Below are 16,692 nucleotides of genomic sequence, written 5' to 3' on the forward strand. Positions count from 1 at the left end.
GCTTACCATGCGACCTGGCATCTGACCAGCAGGCCCGCAGATCATGTCCGCTTTCACGCGCCCGCCAGGGTGGCAGCGATGTTCGACTACCGCCGTCGCATGGCGGGCCGACTCGCGGAACAGATAATCGTTCTGCGCCGCGACCTTGTCGATGTTCCCAGCGCGCGTGCGGACCCGCAGTACTCGGTCACCGCCGCACATGGACTAATTGACGCATGGTGCGCCCGCGGCCTCGCCGAGGTCGTCGGCCAGGCGATTTGTCGCCGCCGATCCCGCCGCGTTACTCGACATCGCGACGCTCGGCTGGTCGACCTGGTTGGCCGCCACGAAGGCGATCGGCACCTCCGCAAACGCGGAACCGACCGCGTGTCCTGGCGGCTGTACCCGCTCGGCGGAGCCGTCGCTCGGCCGCTTATCCCCGAAACGGGGTCCGATTTCACCGGACCAGCCGAGCCCAGGTCCCGCTGGCACGGCCTACACACGAAGGGTGAACCCGTCGTGACACCACGGGTCCGCGCAATCAGTCCGCAGTGCGTAGTCTGCCGTAGCGCACGCGTGGACACCATCGCACCATTCGGCCACGCCCTCGACGAAGGGCGGACAACGGCTGACCGAAATGTGGAGATGCGCACCGACCGCGCCAACAGAGAATCCTCATGCGGATTGTCCTGCCTCCGGGTTCGGACGACCGTGTCCGCGCACCATCCGGCACAGAGCAGGCAGGAGTGAGATGACCTCTACGACTGATGTATCAGGCAAGACGGTTCGCCAGGTCGTCGAGGAGCAGTCAGACCGCGTCTTGGAGACCTACCGCATCGACAACGGACTCATCCAGGAACACGCCAACGGTGAGCGTCGCATCAACCAGGGCGGGTACGGCGAACGTCAGATCTACGAATTGGTGCAGAACGGCGCCGACGAGATGCGAACGCTCGACGACGGCGAGATCCGGGTGATCCTCACCGAGCACTACCTTTACTGCGCGAACACCGGCAACCCCATGACGCCCGAAGGCGCGGACACGATCCTGCGGATGAGTGTCTCCCGCAAACGAGGCGGCCAGATCGGGCGGTTCGGTGTGGGCGTCAAGTCAGTGCTCAGCGTCAGCGACGCCCCCGAGTTCTACAGCTCCACCGGATCGTTCGGGTTCGACCGTGACTGGGCTGCCGAGCGCATTCGCGGGGTGGCCCCCGGCGTGGCTGAGACCCCCGTGCTGCGCCTGGCCCGCCCCATCGAAACGCAGCGGGCCAGAAACGAGGACAGGATCCTCGACGAACTGCTGGCGCGAGCCGTGACGGTGGTGCGGCTGCCACTCACGCCGGGCAGCGCCGAGCGGCTCGGAGCCGACCTGCGCAGCTTTCCGCCGGAGTTTCAGCTGTTCTCTCCGCACGTGGCGCACCTGCACCTGGAGGATCGCCGTCCGGGCCGAACGCTGCACCGGGTGATGTCGGCGAAGGCCAGTCAGACCCTGCACACGCTGCAGGGGCCGGGTGAGGACGGCAAGCAGACCACCTCGGTGTGGAACGTCTTCCGGCGTACGCATCAGCCCTCGGTGAACGCTCTGCGGAGCGCAGGCGAACTCCACGACCGCCCGGAGATCGATCTGGCGTGGGCTGTGCCGCAGGGAAGCGGCGGCGGTCGCGGCACCTTCTGGGCCTACTTCCCCACCAACTACGCAACCACGCTCCGCGGCCTGCTTAACGCACCCTGGAAGACCGGCGAAGACCGACAGAACCTGTTCGATCACAACGCGTTCAACGACGAGCTGATCGAACAGGCCGCCAACCTCGTCGTCGAATCCCTGCCGCACCTCGTTCAGCCGGCAGACCCCGGCGCCTATCTGATGCTGTTGCCAGGACGAGGGCGCGAGGCTCCGCAGTGGGCTGACGAGAGACTGACCAACGCCGTCTGGAAGGCTGCCGCGTCACGCCCGTCGATCCCCGACCAAAATGGTGACCTGCGACGACCCGATCAGTTGAATCTGACGCCGGACGGCATGATCGACGACTGGCTGACCATGTGGTCGGGTTATGACGGCCGCCCGATGGACTGGACGCACAAGTCCATCGAAAATCGCGAACGCCGGGCCAAGGCCAACCTTATCTTTGACAAGGCCGGGCGTCCCGAGGCCTCCGTGCGCGAGTGGCTCGAGGCGCTCGTGGCAGACGGCCGTCCCGAGGGCTCCGCGCGTGCGATCCTCATCGTGGCGGCAATGGTTCGCTGCGGACACAGCCAGGCCGGGGACGCGCTACGGGCGCGGGTCATCCTCACCGAGTCATGTGGCATGGTGGCGGCGAAGGCTGGCGACGTCTTCCGCCGCAGCGATCAGGACGGACTCGACGACGACCTGGTGTATGTCGACCCGCAGGTGACCGAGCTGGATGTCGTCGCCGCCGCACTCAACGAACTCGGAGTACGTGAGGCCAACGCCGCCGGGCGACTGGCCGCCGTCCTGGACAAGGGGTTCGCCCGCTACTTCGAGCAGGAGTGGAACGACTTCTGGAAGCTGTGCCGCAGGGTCCCGGCGCAGGAGGCCGCTGACGCGATCCGCAGCCGTATCCCCGAATGGCGTCGTCAGATCAGGGTCCGCACGTTGGACGGCCGGTACCGCAGGCCCGTCGACTGCCTGCTGCCCGGACGTGTCGTCCCAGCTGACGGCAGCCGGGATAAGGGTGTCACTGTGGACTTAAGCACCCATGTGGCCGACCGCGCGCTGCTCACCTCGCTAGGCATGTCGGACGTCCCCGTTGCCGACATTGATCCACGTCAGGACGAGTGGTTCGACCAGTACCATGTTGCGTCCGTGGAGGCCATGTGCGCTGCGCTGCCCGCCGGCGTGCCCTATCCCAAGGCGTCCAACACCATGGTCGAGGGCGTCAATCCGGCCGGACCGCTCGGACTGCTCCCGGCTCTTAGCGAGGAGGGGCGCTGCCTCTTCCTCAATCACCTGCCGCCCGGTGGGTTGGTGCGGGACTGGACCGCCCGGGCCAATCGCCAGACGCAGCACGCGCAGGTCGACTCACCCTTGGTCTGGATGGCCAGGAAGTACGGACGCCTGCAGACCAACGAGGGATCGGTTGCCCTCAGGTCGGCAGTCGGGCCGTCGCTCATCGAGTACCGCGACATCCTGCCGGTGGCGCAGATCGATCGTGCCATCGCCGACCTGCTGGATCTGCCGGCGACGATCACCGACATCCCGGGCGCGCTCTGGGAGCAGCTCGTCACCAGGGTCGCCACCACGGAAGAGGACGCCGTACCCGGTCGGGCGTACGCCCTGGTCCTGCGGGCCGGTGCGGCGTGGCCCGGCGGTGACACCCGCTGCCGCGTCGGCGCGAAGTGGGGCACCCGCCCCGACGACCAGATCTGCGTCACCGCGAACCCGAACGAGTATCAGACACTCGTGCGGGAGAACGTGCCGGCGCTGCTCGCTCCGACCGCCTCCGACGTCGACGCCATGATCCAAACCTGGGGCATGCGGCGATACACCGAGATGGTCAGCCGTGAACTGCGAAAGGTCGAGGAGACGGAGCCGGTGGCGGTCGTCGCCGAGTTCGCGCATCTCCGCGTCCTGCGCGGGCGCAAGGCCGACGGCTGGACCTTCGTACAGTGCAGCGAACTCGACGAGGTCACGCGGACCCCGCTGGGCATGCGGACCCACCAGCTCGACATCGCCTCCCGCGACAACGTCATCTATGTCCGGCAAACCACGGACAAGGCCGCGTTGCTCGGTGGAATCTCCAGGGAGCTCGGCCTGCACCTGTCGACGGCAGAGATCAATATCGTCCTGCAGCGCGCGGAGGAGGCGCGAAACAATGACATCCTCAAAGCGGTCCGCGCCGCCCGGGACAACATCGGCAAGCTGCTGCTGCTGATCGGACGTGAGCAGCTGCAGTTCGGCCTGCCCGAGGGGGTCCTCGCCTGGGAGAGGACCAACAGTGGGCAGGAGCCCGACGATCGGCGGGTGGCCGAACTCGCGTTGCACGCCCACGGCGATGGAATCCTCCGCCACCACCGCAAGGACCTCGAGAAGCGCCATGAGGCGTTGAACGTCCGCTTCACCGGTGACACCAAGTCCCGCAGAGCGGTGGCCGACCTTGGATTCCCGGACAACTACGCGGGCGTCGGGGAGGATCCGGTGGGGGCGACAGAACAGGTGCCGGGACCGACCCCGCACTTTCCCCTCCATGACTACCAGGAGACGCTCGCCGCCCGCATGCACCGCATGCTTATGCAGCAGCCGCCGTCACGCGCGATGCTCAGCCTGCCGACCGGTGCCGGTAAGACCCGGGTCGCCGCCGAGGCGGTCATCCGATACATCAAGGAGCACGGCCAGCGGGGCGTGCCTGGCCCCGTCCTGTGGATCGCCCAGTCGGATGAGCTGTGTGAGCAGGCGGTGCAGAGCTGGCGCTACGTCTGGGAGAAGGTCGGTGCCGCCCGCACGCGGCTGACTATCAGCCGGTTCTGGAGCACCCGCGAGGCCACCCCGGTGACTGAGAACCCTCATCTGGTCGTCGCCACGATCGACAAACTGACCGCCAACCTCGATGATCCTGCGTACGCCTGGCTGCACATGCCCGCCCTCGTCATCGTCGACGAGGCGCACGGCTCGACCTCGCCGAGCTACACCCGGGTCTTCGAGAAGTTCGGACTCACGCAGCAGCCGCTGCGCACCGCCCGGCCGCTGATCGGCCTCACCGCTACCCCCTTCCGGGGACGCAGTGAGGATGAGACCCGTAGGCTGGTCAACCGCTACGGCGCCACCAGGCTCGACGACAACCTCTTCGAAGGTGAGCCCTACCCGGCGCTGCAGAGGATGCGCGTGCTCGCCCACGTCGACCACCATGTCCTTGAGGGCGGCACGCTGCGGCTGACCGACGAGGAGATGTCGCACATGTCCCAGCTGCACGGCGGAACCCTGCCGCCAGCCGCGGAGCAGCGCCTCGCCGAGGATCACGTGCGCAACGGCGTGCTCCTCGAAGCGCTGTGCGAACTCGATCCAGACTGGCCCGTGCTCGTGTTCGCCACCTCCGTCAATCACGCGCGGTTCCTGTCGGTCATGCTAAATGACCGGGGCGTGAGCTCCGCGGCAGTCGATGCGCAGACTCCGACAGCCCGACGACGTCAGATCATCGACCAGTTCGCACAGCGACGTATTCGGGTGCTGACCAACTACGGCGTCCTGCACCAGGGCTTCGACGCACCCGCCACACGAGCCGTCGTCGTGGCCCGACCCACCTACAGCCCGAACGTCTACCAGCAGATGATCGGCCGTGGTCTGCGCGGCCAGGCCAACGGTGGCAAGGAACGCTGCCTGATCCTCAACGTGCGCGACAACATCGTCAACTACGGACAGCAGCTCGCGTTCACCGCCTTCGAGAAGATGTGGGGTGGCGAATGAACACCGCAGGCGCCGTGACCGTGGCGCTGACGGCCGAGCAGCAGGAGGCTGTCCGGCAGCCCGCCGACACCCGGCTGCTGATCATTGCAGCGGCAGGCACCGGCAAGACTCACACCCTCGTCCGGCGCCTCGAATACCTACTCGAACACGATCTGACGGCCGACGAGATCCTGGTGTTGTCCTTCTCCCGGGCGGCGGTCGGTGAGCTCGCCACACGGGCCAGGGCCTCCGCGGGCAGCAGCCGGTTCGTCGTCGCGCGCACCTTTGACGCCTGGGCGCTCGACCTGCTCGTGCACACCCGGGCGGCAGAGGACTGGCACCACAGGTCGTTTGACGAGCGCATCACGGCCGCGACGGATGTGATCATCTCGGGTCAGGCCGACGAGTACACCGCACGCGTGCGGCATGTCCTTCTCGATGAGATCCAAGATCTGGAAGGCGACCGACGCGAGCTGGTTAAGTCGCTGCTGACCTGGCTGGACTGCGGATTTACCATCGTCGGGGACCCGGCACAGGCAATCTACGGATTCCAGGTACGCGACGCATCCCGTCCTGACGACGACGGGGACATGTTCACCTGGGCCCGGGAGACCTACCCCGATGACCTGGTCGAACTGGCCCTCACCCGCGACTTTCGGGCACGGACGCCGCGGCCCGACGGCATCCTCCGATGCGGGGAGGCGCTGCGCACAGCCGGTGACACCGGACCCGAGCTGGCGAAGCAGATCCGCGACGAGTTCGCGGGTGCCCTCGGTGCAGGACGGCTTGCTGACATCGTCCATGGCTTTACGCACTTCGATGGCACTACGGCGATTCTTTGTCGGACCAACGGGCAGGCTCTCAACGTATCGGCCGCACTGCACCGCGCCGGAGTTGACCATCGGCTGCAGCGGCGCGCCCACGATGAGGTCAACCCGCGTTGGCTAGTACCGCTGTTTCGTCACCACCGTGGGCTAAGCGTCGATCGGGACGCCTTCGCCGAACACACGGGGTTGACCGGCGAGCCGCTCGACGTGGCGTGGCCAGCCCTATTGACGGTCTCCCGGACGGGGAACAACCGGCTCGACCTCGGCAGGCTTCGCGCGGTCGTGGCAGCTGGCAGGCTGCCGCGCGCCGTCTGCTTCACCGATACCGCCGCGCTCACCGTGTCGTCGATGCACCGGGCGAAGGGACTCGAATACGACCGGGTGTTCCTGCTCGAGGACACTGTGCCTGAGGACTCCGACGAGATGGAGCACGCCCGGCTGCTGTACATGGCCATGACCCGGTGTCGCGACGACTTCTATCGCCTGGATCCGCTGCCTCGGTCGAAGGTCTACGTCAAGACCTGCCGACACTCCGGGCGATGGGGGCGATACCAGTTCCAGTTCGCGGGCCGCCGGCTCGGGCTGGCGCTGTCGGGTGACGACGTCAGCTCCGACCGCCCCGCGGGCACCGAGGGCTTCATGGCAGACCCGCTGGAACTCCAGGAGTACCTCATACACGAGGTCAAGCCGGGAGATCCGGTGGTGCTGACCGTACTCGACCATATGCCTGACGACGGCCTGGCGGTGCCCGCCTACACCGTCAACCACGGCGGCAGGCCCATCGGAGTTGTTTCGCACAGCTTCCGAATGGATCTCGCCCGGTACATGTACCGCTCTCCGGCCCGCCTACCCGATGAGGCGAGCTGGCCGAGTGCCATGACCAACTGCTGGATCGACGATGTCGAGGCCGTTGCCGGCGGGGAGGCGCAAGGGCGCCGCGTCGGTCTGGGCGAACATGGCGTCTGGCTGGCACCGAGGTTGACCGGGCTTAGCTCCTTCCGATACCACCGCAACGATACGGAGCACGACGATGAGTAAGTTCGCCGAGCATCTCGGGTTCCGGGATGAGCTGACCGACCGTCTGATCCTCGACCTGCTCGGGCCCGTTGACGGCCCGAGCGAGATCCTCGCTGATCCACCGGTCAGCACGTATCTGACCGGCGTGCTGTTCCCGCAGCGTCGCACCGAGGACGCCGTGGACGACGCTGCGGAGGCCGACCTCGACCTGGCCGGGGCTCGGATGGAAAAGGACGAGCAGCCGGACACCGGCGTGTCCATGGCCAATCAGCAGAGCCCCTCCTCCATGGGCCTGACCTTCGCCGTCGACGTACGAGCGTGCACGGAGTTCATCGTGTCGGTCGGCACCGCGTCCTACGAACCGATCGACGAGGCAGGCAACCGCGTCGCGGCGGAGATGGAGGCAGCACGCTCGACTGACGACTCGCCCATCAGGTGGCGTCGATCGGAGGTCAAGCCGGCATCCGTACCGGTCGACGTGTCCCGTCCCGGTTCGAGCGCCGTCCAGGTTGTGCCGGGACTTGAGCTACGGGTGCTCGTGCGCGCCGTCGACGACGCGCAGCACACGTCGACCGTCACCGTCAGCCTGGTTAACAACCACCAGAGTAAGGGACCGCTCCGCGATCCCTGGTGCTTCTTCCAGTGCGTACTGACGGTGGGCACCGCCAACGGGGTCGCGGCGATCGTGGAGCAGCCAGCCGCCTCCCTGAGCGACGACGAGGCACTGACCTCCGCCATGCTCTACCGCCACGCCCCCACCTTCGCCATCGGCCACGGCTGCGCGGCGGACTGGACCGGCACCGAGAATGACAAGGGCGATGGCACTCAGGGCCGACGGGCGGTCGCGGAGATCCGCTCCTCCTTCACCCCCAGCTTCGACGTGCTCCTGTCGGAATCGAACCCCGAGATTGACGACGCGGGCCTCGGCATGAACGACTTCGCGGAGGGGACACCCGAGCAGGTGTTGCGCTCGCTAGTGTGGCTCGTCGAGGGCTACGGCGACTGGCTTCGCGGGCGCGAGGCCGAAGCCGCCGCGATGGCCTCCTCCCGCTACGGTGCCGTCGCGCTCGACCAGCTCAAGCAATGCCGCATCGCGTACGACCGGATGAACGCCGGTGTCGACCTCCTCGCCCGGGACCCGGACGTCATGCGTGCTTTCCGGCTGGCCAACAAGGCAATGGCGGTGCAGCGTGCCCGCACCATGCTGATGAACGGGCACACCGCGACCCTCGACCTGTCCGCTGGCCGGTGGTACCCGTTCCAGATCGGGTTCATCCTCATCTGCCTGGCCGGCATTGCCGACCCCGACCACGACGACCGCGGCGTGGCGGACCTGCTCTGGTTCCCTACCGGCGGTGGCAAGACCGAGGCGTACCTCGGACTGATCGCGCTCACCGTGTTCCTGCGCCGGATCCGTCACGAGGAGGCGGGAGGCGGCGTGACGGTGCTGATGCGATACACCCTCCGCCTGCTGACGCTTCAGCAGTTCGAACGCGCCGCGACGCTGATCTGCGCCATGGACGATATCCGGCGCGGTGACCCCACGCTCAAAGGCGGCGAGATCTCGATCGGTATGTGGGTGGGAGCCAGTGCGACACCCAACAACCTCGGCGACGCCGAGGCCGGCTTGAAGGACCTTCGGGATGGAAAGAAGTTGCGCGAGAAGAACCCGGTGCAGCTGCGTCGCTGTCCCTGGTGCGGCATCGACATGGACCATCTCAACTACCGCGTCAACCGCGCCGACCAGCGGCTCGACGTCGGCTGCGGCAGCGCCGACTGCGCCTTCGCCGACGGCCTGCCTGTCCACCTCGTCGACGATGCGATCTACCACCACCGCCCCACGTTGATCATCGCGACCGTGGACAAGTTCGCGCAGATCACTTGGAAGGACGAGCCGGCGGCGCTGTTCAACCGAACCGGTGCGCCGGAGGGAACACCGCCGCCGGAGCTCATCATCCAGGACGAGCTGCACCTCATCTCCGGACCGCTGGGCACGCTGGTCGGCCTGTACGAGTCGGCGTTGGACATCGCGGCCTCCCGCCCCAAGGTGATCGCGTCCACCGCGACCATTCGGCGAGCCCGCGAGCAGGGCCAGGCCCTGTTCGACCGCGAAGTGCACCAGTTCCCGCCCGCCGGACTCGACGCCCGCCACTCCTGGTTCGCTGTGGAGGCGCCACCCGAGCGCAAGCCGTCACGCCGCTATGTCGGGCTCTTCGCACCAGGCACCAGCCAGGCCACGCTGCTGGTACGGGCCTACGCCGCCCTGCTGCACCACGCGTCGACCATCGACGGCAAGGACGAAATCCGCGACGCCTACTGGACACTGATCGGCTACTTCAACAGCCTGCGTCTGCTGGCCGCCGCGGAACTGCAGGTCAACGACGACGTGGTGGGTCGCCTCAAGCGGCTGGCCGGCGACGACCGCCCACGTGAGGTGGAGACGACGGAGCTGACCAGTCGCGCCGACGCCAGTGACATCCCCGTTCGGCTCCGGCAGCTCGACGTCCGTTATCCTGATCCGGCGGCACTCGATGTGGTGCTTGCCACCAACATGATCTCGGTGGGCGTTGACGTCAACCGGCTCGGCCTCATGACGGTGACCGGGCAGCCTCAGACCACGGCGGAGTACATCCAGGCGACCAGCCGCGTCGGCCGGCGCTATCCGGGGCTGGTCATCGTTCTCTACAACGCGGCCCGTTCGCGGGACCGGTCCCACTACGAGAACTTCCGGTCCTACCACTCCGCGCTCTACCGGCAGGTCGAGTCCACGAGCGTCACACCGTTCTCGTCGCGCGCCCGGGACCGGGGGCTGCACGCCGCGCTGATCGGTGCGGCCCGGCTGACCCTGCCGGCTGCCCGTGCCAATGCCGACGCCGCCATGCTCGACGACTTCATGTCCGATCTTGAAGCACTGGCCGACCGTATCGTCGACCGTGTCGCCCGGGTGGCGCCGGATGAGCGGGACGCGACAGCCGAGCACCTCACGAGGATCATCGACCGCTGGGCTGACATGGTCGACTGGAACCCCGAGCTCGTCTATCACAAGGCCAAATGGCCCAGTGACCCGAAAAGGCGGCCGGATCATGCCGCGCTGCTGCGCAACTTCGACGACGACGACCTGCCGTACTCGTTTCGCACCATGAACAGCCTGCGTGATGTTGACGTGGAAACCGACCTGATGCCCCGGGAGGGCCGACGATGAGCACCCAGGGACGGCCGCGGCGCACTGCTGCCGGCACCTCCGCCGAAGCACCGAGCATCTCCACCATCGGCAAGGTGCGACGCGCCCAGCTGATCACCACGTATGGGGTCGGATCGATGATCGCCGTCGAGGACGCGTCGTACATCGTCGCGGGCCTCGACGACTGGAAGATCAACCACGCCCAGCAGGTGCACGAGCCCCGCATCCAGCGAGCGCTCGGCGTCTCCCGCCTCTACCTTCCGCCGGCCGCCGACCGGCGGCATGCCGCGGCCCTGCGCAGGTTCCCCGACTTCTACTCGTGTCAGGGTTGTTCGCTGCTGCAGCCGTACGGCAGGTTCGGCGGCCGCGAGTCGACCTGCGCCTGCGGCGGAACGCTCATTCCCTCCCGTTTCGTGGTCGCCTGCGACGACGGCCACATCGACGATTTCCCCTACTGGGCCTGGGCCCACCGGGGGACTACGCCTACCGGTCCCTGCAAGCGTGAGCTGCGGATGGTGACCTCCGGACGAACGGCATCACTGAAGTCGATAGAGATCGTCTGCGGATGTGGTGCCCGCGCCTCCATGGAGGGTGCATTCCGACGCAGCGAGCTGCTGAAGCTACGCATCACCTGTTCGGGGGCGCGCCCCTGGCTCGGTGCCGGCGCGAAGGTGGAAGGCTGCAAACGGCCTCCGCGCACGCTGCAGCGCGGTTCCTCCGCCGCATGGTTCGGCGCGGTGCGCTCCTCGCTGGCGATCCCACCGTGGTCGACACGACTGCAGAAGCTGATCGACCCTCATTTCGCCATGTGGGCTGGCGAGGAAGATGCGATCATCGCACGTCAGGCGGTCAGGGCAGGGTTGGTCAAGGAGAGTGAGAGCCCTCAGCCGATTATCGACGCGGTCCGCCGACGCGAACAGCTCGAGAACCAGGAACAGTCCACCACCGAGATCGACCTCGACAACGAGCTCAAGTCCGAGGAGTTCGCGCAGCTGTGCGCGCCGACTCCCGCGGAGGAGGACGCTCCTGACTTCGAATGCAGGCCCGCCGCGGGGAATCCGCCCGGACCGGAGTTCGACCAGGTCATGTTGGTGACGCGGCTGCGCGAGGTCCGAGTGCTGCAGACCTTCAGCCGGGTCGAGCCGCTCACCGCGACGGACCCGACCTCCCGCCGCGGGGCGCTCTCGCAGAACTCGCTGAATTGGCTGCCAGCCATGGAGGTGGTCGGCGAGGGCGTCTTCCTGCGCCTGTCCGAGCAGGCCCTGCGGGCCTGGGAGAACGACTCCCGGGTACGCGACCGGGCACGGCGGATCCGCGACAATCACCAGCATCTGCTGGACCGCCGGGCTGAGGCGGCGGGTAGGCCGACGACTCCGTCGACGGTCACCGCCCGATCGGTAATGATCCACACACTCGCTCACGCCTTGATCAACGAGTGGAGTCTCGATGCCGGGTACTCCGCCGCCGCCATGCGGGAGCGCCTCTACACCGGCGACGACATGGCGGGGATCCTGATCTACACGGCCACGAGTGACTCGGCTGGCAGCCTCGGCGGCATCGTCCGGCAGGGCGAGCCCGAGCGGCTGTCGCGGACGGTCACTGCGGCGCTCCGTCGTTCCGGGTGGTGCTCGGCCGATCCCCTGTGCATGGAGGCAGGGGCCGCCGGCGCGGACAGCCTGAACCTCGCCGCCTGTCACGTCTGCTCCCTGCTGCCCGAAACCAGCTGTGAGCACAACAACACCCTGCTCGACCGCGGTCTGCTGATCGGCTGGCCGGAACACCCGACCGCGGGACTCTTCAGCAGCTATCTGGAGGTCAATGCCTGACCTGCGGGAGGACCGACGATTCGAAGGTGTGTACGAACGTCGGTTGAGACAGCATGCCCCGCCCGACTACAGTGGGCGAGTTGATCTCGCGTAGCATGGTCGACCTCTCGGCCACGGGCGAAACTGCCGCGACACATAACGGAGATGGTGGAACAGGACGATGGGAAGCCCTAGCCTTCACAGCGTGCCGAAACCGCCACTCCGAGTCGTCGATCTTTTCGCCGGGTGTGGGGGGTTGTCTCAGGGCTTCCGGCAGTCCGGGTTTTTCACCCCCGCTGCGGCCGTCGAGTTTGATCCGGCGGCCGCAGCGACCTACGGTGCGAACTTCGGCGCCGACCACATCTATTGTGGCGACATCACCGACTGGGTCACCGGCACCCTTCCTGAGGCCGATGTCGTCGTCGGCGGCCCGCCCTGCCAGGGCTTCTCGAACCTGGGCAAGAAGGACGAGGACGACGAACGCAACCAGCTGTGGCGCCGTTACGTCGATGCGCTGGTGAAGATCAAACCTCGCGCGTTCCTCATGGAGAACGTCGACAGATTCTGGAAGTCGCGAGAGTTCCAAGATCTGTACGCCGAGACCGCCCCCGGTGGCCGTCTTGAGGACTATCACATCGAAGTCGATCTGGTGCGTGCCACGGACTTCGGCTCCGCACAGCTGCGCAAGCGCGTGATTGTCATCGGCACCCGTCGGGACCTGCCGATCATCCCGATCCCGGAGGCATCCACCCCGAAGCACATGTGGCGGACGGTCAAGGATGCCCTTGCCGGCGTTCCGCCGACGGTGCCGCCGGATAGGGTGGAGCTGCCCGACCGCTCACTTGCCGACGGCACGCCAGGCTGGTTCACCGCCGAGGAGTTGCACATCACCCGCAGGTACGATCCGGTGATCTCGCTGCCGCGGTTCCACGCGATTCCGCCGGGCGGCAACCGGTTCGACCTGCCCGATCACCTCAAAGCCGACTGCTGGAAGAAGCACGAGACCGGCTCGGGGGATGTCATGGGACGGCTGCGCTGGGAACAGCCCTCCGTCACGATCCGCACCGAGTTCTTCAAGCCGGAGAAGGGTCGCTACCTGCACCCGGTGGAGCATCGTGCCATCACCCATTACGAGGCGGCGCGGCTGCAGGGCTTTCAGGACGACTTCAAGTGGTGCGGCACCAAGATTCAGATCGCCCGCCAGATCGGCAACGCCGTGCCGGTGGAACTCGCCCAGGCACTCGCCGAGCACATCGGTGCCAGTCTCACCGGGCTGCCGTCCGCTCACGCACCACGGTCACCACGCGTTGAGCAGCCTGCGCTGTTTGCTCATGTTCCCACACCCGCAGGGGCAGCCATCCCGACTCGATGAGTCGCAGATCGGTCTCCTGATCTCGCTGCCTCGTCCGCTGCACCTTCTCCGCCCAGAACGCGGCATTTGTCTTGGCCTTTGTGTGGTGCTCCGGGCAGCCGTGCCAGAAGCAGCCGTCAAGGAACACTGCCACCTTCGCCCGAGGGAACACCAGATCAGCGGTCCGCCGGACGCCCGGCAGCGGTCGCATGGACACCCGGTACCGCAAACCGAGAGCGTGTACGGCCGAACGCAGCATCAGCTCCGGCCGCGTGTCGCGGCCCTTGTTGGCCTGCATGCATCGACGTACGGCCTCACTCGACGCCCAGCCGGCATCCTTCTCCTGCACCACATTTCGAGCGTAACGCCTGGCCCAAGATCTGATCGTGTCGCACTCACCGCCCGATCGGCTGAGCCTCCGCCGGGCAACATCCTTCGGTAAGCTCACGGCGCACCGACAGTAACCACCGGAAGGCCCCCAGACGTGTCGACCGCCTTCGACCAGCAATATCAGGTGTTCCTGACGCTGGCTCAGCAGAACACACCCGCTGCCGCGCGGGACATGCTGGAGACCCTTGCCCTGGATCCCGCCGTCATCGAACGCATCCTCGAACGATACGAGCGGGACGCCCTTGCGGTGCGCGATCTGCGGGAGCCGCGATCGGTGGTGCTGAACAACCGTTTCACCTGGTACACGGGCCCGCGCAAGGGCGATCGATGCTGGCCCGCGTTGCAGACGCTGCTGCACCGCGACGGATGGAACGAGTCGGCGCTGGAGTCACTCGACGACGCCTCGACCAAGATCCTGGCCCTGATGAGCCACCCCAGAGAGAAGGCCTTCGCCGTACGGGGCCTGGTCGTCGGATACGTGCAGTCCGGCAAGACCACCAACTTCACCTCGGTGCTCGCCAAGGCCGCCGACCGCGGCTACAAGTTGTTCATCGTGTTGGCCGGCATCCACAACGGCCTGCGTCGGCAGACCCAGCTGCGGTTGCAGGAGCAGTTGGTCAGGCCGAACCCGTTGCTGTGGCATCAGCTCACCGACCCGGATCGTGACTTCTCGCCCCCGGCCAACGCCGCCGCGTTCTTCAACGACGCCAATCACCAGTACGTCCTGTGCGTGGTCAAGAAGAACCCCACCGTCCTGCGCAAGTTCACGCGTTGGCTCGACTCCGCGCGCGGATTCCTGGGCAACGCCCCGGCCCTCGTCATCGACGACGAGGCCGATCAGGCCACCGTGGCCACCAGGACGATCAACCCGCTGATCCGCGGGGTGCTGGACCGACTGCCCAAGGCCTGCTACGTCGGTTACACCGCCACGCCGTTCGCCAACCTGCTCATCGATCCGTCTGCGAAGGACCTCTATCCAGAACACTTCGTGGTCAACCTACCCCGCCCCGCCCGATACTTCGGCCCCGAGGTGATCTTCGGCAGGGAGGTGCAGGACCACGAGGACCCCGACGAGGTGCCCGCCGGCTACGACATGGTTCGCGTCGTACCCGATGACGACGTCGACCTGCTGCGCCCTGCCAAGGGCGAAGCCGAGGACTTCGCGCCGGTTATGACGGACAGCCTGCGTACCGCGGTGGCCTACTTCTGTATGGCCACCGCCGCCCGTACGGCGCGAGGCACCGGCAATCCACACAGCACCATGCTCATCCACACCAGTGTGAGCACTTCGGTGCATCAGAGCTTCGACGTGCCGTTGCGACACCTGCTCCGGTCGCTTGCGCAGGAGGTGCTTGGCAACGACCTCGCCGACCTGCGCAGACTTTGGGAGAGCGAGTGCAGCCGCGTCTCGGCCGACGAGTTCGGAGAGAAGGCGGTCCCGTTCGACACGCTGCTGCCGTACCTGCCGGACGTCGTCGACCGCTGCCGCGTCATCATGGACAACTCCACCAGCAATGATCGTCTCGACTATGAGAGCGGCCCGGTCGTCGCCATCGCGGTCGGCGGCAACACTCTGTCGCGCGGTCTGACGTTGGAGGGCCTGTGCGTCAGTTACTTCGTGCGCTCGGTGTCGGCCTATGACACCCTGCTGCAGATGGGTCGGTGGTTCGGCTTCCGTAACGGCTACGCCGACCTCCCGCGTATCTGGATGACGCGAGAGCTGCGCGAATGGTTCCGCCACCTCGCCTCCGTCGAGGCCGAGATGCGACGCGACATCGATGTCTACATGACCGAGGACAAAACACCACTCGACTTCGCCGTTCGCATCCGCACCCACCCCGCGCTGCTGGTCACAGCGGCCGCCAAGATGAAGAGCGCGGTGAAGGCGGCCGCGGCCTACGGAGGTCAGCGGGTGCAGACACGCTACTTCCCGGTCGAGGACGCCGTATGGCTGCGGGAGAACCAGCAGCATGCGAGGCGCCTGGTCGAACTGGCCGCCACCCGCGGCTGCCGCATCGACCGCGACAACGCACGTGATCGTGTCCTGCTGCGCGACGTCCCCCACGAGCTGATCCTCGATTTCCTGGACGGCTATCAGTTCCACGACCGGTCGCAGGAGTGCGATTCAGCCCTGATCCGTGCTTACATCCGTAAGCGCAGCGAACAGCGCGCCCTGCGGCAGTGGAACATCGCCTTGATCGGCAATCCGACGTCGAATACCGAGGGCTTCGAATTCGCTCCGGGAATCGCCGTCGGTCGCGTGACCCGATCACGACTCGACCCCGACTCCCCAGTCGCGGACATCAAAACCCTGATGAGCCGGCGAGATGCCGCCGTTGACCTCACCGTCGACCGCAGCGGCGAGCTCTCCGAGGATGCCATCAAGAAGCTTCGCCGCGCCCAACTGCCCGACCATGGGCTGCTGACCCTGTACGCGATCGACAGCCACTCGCCGACCAGGCGCCCGGATCGCCACGCGCTCCAGGCGGCCGACCACGTGATCGGCGTGGGGCTCGTGTTTCCCGAACCCCGGGAGTCCGACAGCGCGGTCGAGCGTGAGTACATCAGCGCCAACCTGGCGGGCCTGCACGTCGAGGAGGAAGACCTTGCCGGGCTGGAGACAGAGCAGAGCTGACCACTCGTCCCGGCTCGCCCCCTTCGGCGACGGTCCCGCATGATGCACGGATCGAACGTCGCGAGCCCGCCCCACCAGCTCTCCCCAAGCCAGCCCTCTACCGCGAGGA

At 66.9% G+C, this 16,692-nt stretch carries 7 protein-coding genes; 6 read left to right on the forward strand and 1 reads right to left on the reverse strand.

Annotation, left to right across the window (positions count from 1 at the left end; genetic code table 11):
• The first annotated feature begins 730 nt into the window (after nt 1-730).
• The 5 genes from Cco03nite_RS13925 (at nt 731) to Cco03nite_RS13945 (ending at nt 13,579) form a co-directional block, all read left to right on the forward strand.
• Nucleotides 731-5,398, forward strand: coding sequence for a DEAD/DEAH box helicase (locus Cco03nite_RS13925; RefSeq protein ID WP_203692486.1), 4,668 nt, complete (start codon nt 731-733; stop codon nt 5,396-5,398).
• Nucleotides 5,395-7,242, forward strand: a complete 1,848-nt coding sequence (locus Cco03nite_RS13930; protein ID WP_203692487.1) for a UvrD-helicase domain-containing protein — start codon at nt 5,395-5,397, stop codon at nt 7,240-7,242. The genes Cco03nite_RS13925 and Cco03nite_RS13930 overlap by 4 nt, the downstream gene beginning before the upstream one ends.
• On the forward strand, nt 7,235-10,423 hold the full coding sequence (locus Cco03nite_RS13935) for a helicase-related protein (RefSeq protein WP_203692488.1): 3,189 nt from the start codon (nt 7,235-7,237) through the stop codon (nt 10,421-10,423). Before Cco03nite_RS13930 ends, Cco03nite_RS13935 begins: the two co-directional genes overlap by 8 nt.
• Entirely contained in the window at nt 10,420-12,228 is a 1,809-nt protein-coding gene (gene drmB, locus Cco03nite_RS13940; protein ID WP_203692489.1) for an MrfA Zn-binding domain-containing protein, read from the forward strand. Before Cco03nite_RS13935 ends, drmB begins: the two co-directional genes overlap by 4 nt.
• Before the next feature lie 184 nt (nt 12,229-12,412).
• A complete protein-coding gene (locus Cco03nite_RS13945) occupies nt 12,413-13,579 on the forward strand; it encodes a DNA cytosine methyltransferase (protein WP_239167360.1) in 1,167 nt (388 codons plus the stop codon).
• On the opposite strand, the gene Cco03nite_RS13950 is transcribed toward Cco03nite_RS13945, so the two are convergent.
• Entirely contained in the window at nt 13,473-13,856 is a 384-nt protein-coding gene (locus tag Cco03nite_RS13950; RefSeq protein WP_203692566.1) for a very short patch repair endonuclease, read from the reverse strand. The two genes, Cco03nite_RS13945 and Cco03nite_RS13950, sit on opposite strands and share 107 nt — an antisense overlap.
• Nucleotides 13,857-14,042: 186 nt before the next feature.
• On the opposite strand from Cco03nite_RS13950, the gene Cco03nite_RS13955 reads away from it, so the two are divergent.
• Nucleotides 14,043-16,583 carry a Z1 domain-containing protein gene (locus tag Cco03nite_RS13955; RefSeq protein WP_203692491.1) on the forward strand — a complete coding sequence of 847 codons (2,541 nt, stop codon included), beginning with the start codon at nt 14,043-14,045 and terminating at the stop codon, nt 16,581-16,583.
• Nucleotides 16,584-16,692: the final 109 nt, after the last annotated feature.

This window comes from Catellatospora coxensis (assembly GCF_016862635.1).
In the GTDB taxonomy this organism is placed as follows: Bacteria; Actinomycetota; Actinomycetes; order Mycobacteriales; family Micromonosporaceae; genus Catellatospora; species Catellatospora coxensis.

Bases quoted from the DNA above. Each gene is read 5' to 3' on its own strand.
- Cco03nite_RS13925 (WP_203692486.1), top strand. From the start codon at position 731: ATGACCTCTACGACTGATGTATCAGGCAAGACGGTTCGCCAGGTCGTC.
- Cco03nite_RS13930 (WP_203692487.1), top strand. From the start codon at position 5,395: ATGAACACCGCAGGCGCCGTGACCGTGGCGCTGACGGCCGAGCAGCAG.
- Cco03nite_RS13935 (WP_203692488.1), top strand. From the start codon at position 7,235: ATGAGTAAGTTCGCCGAGCATCTCGGGTTCCGGGATGAGCTGACCGAC.
- drmB (WP_203692489.1), top strand. From the start codon at position 10,420: ATGAGCACCCAGGGACGGCCGCGGCGCACTGCTGCCGGCACCTCCGCC.
- Cco03nite_RS13950 (WP_203692566.1), bottom strand. From the start codon at position 13,856: ATGCAGGCCAACAAGGGCCGCGACACGCGGCCGGAGCTGATGCTGCGT.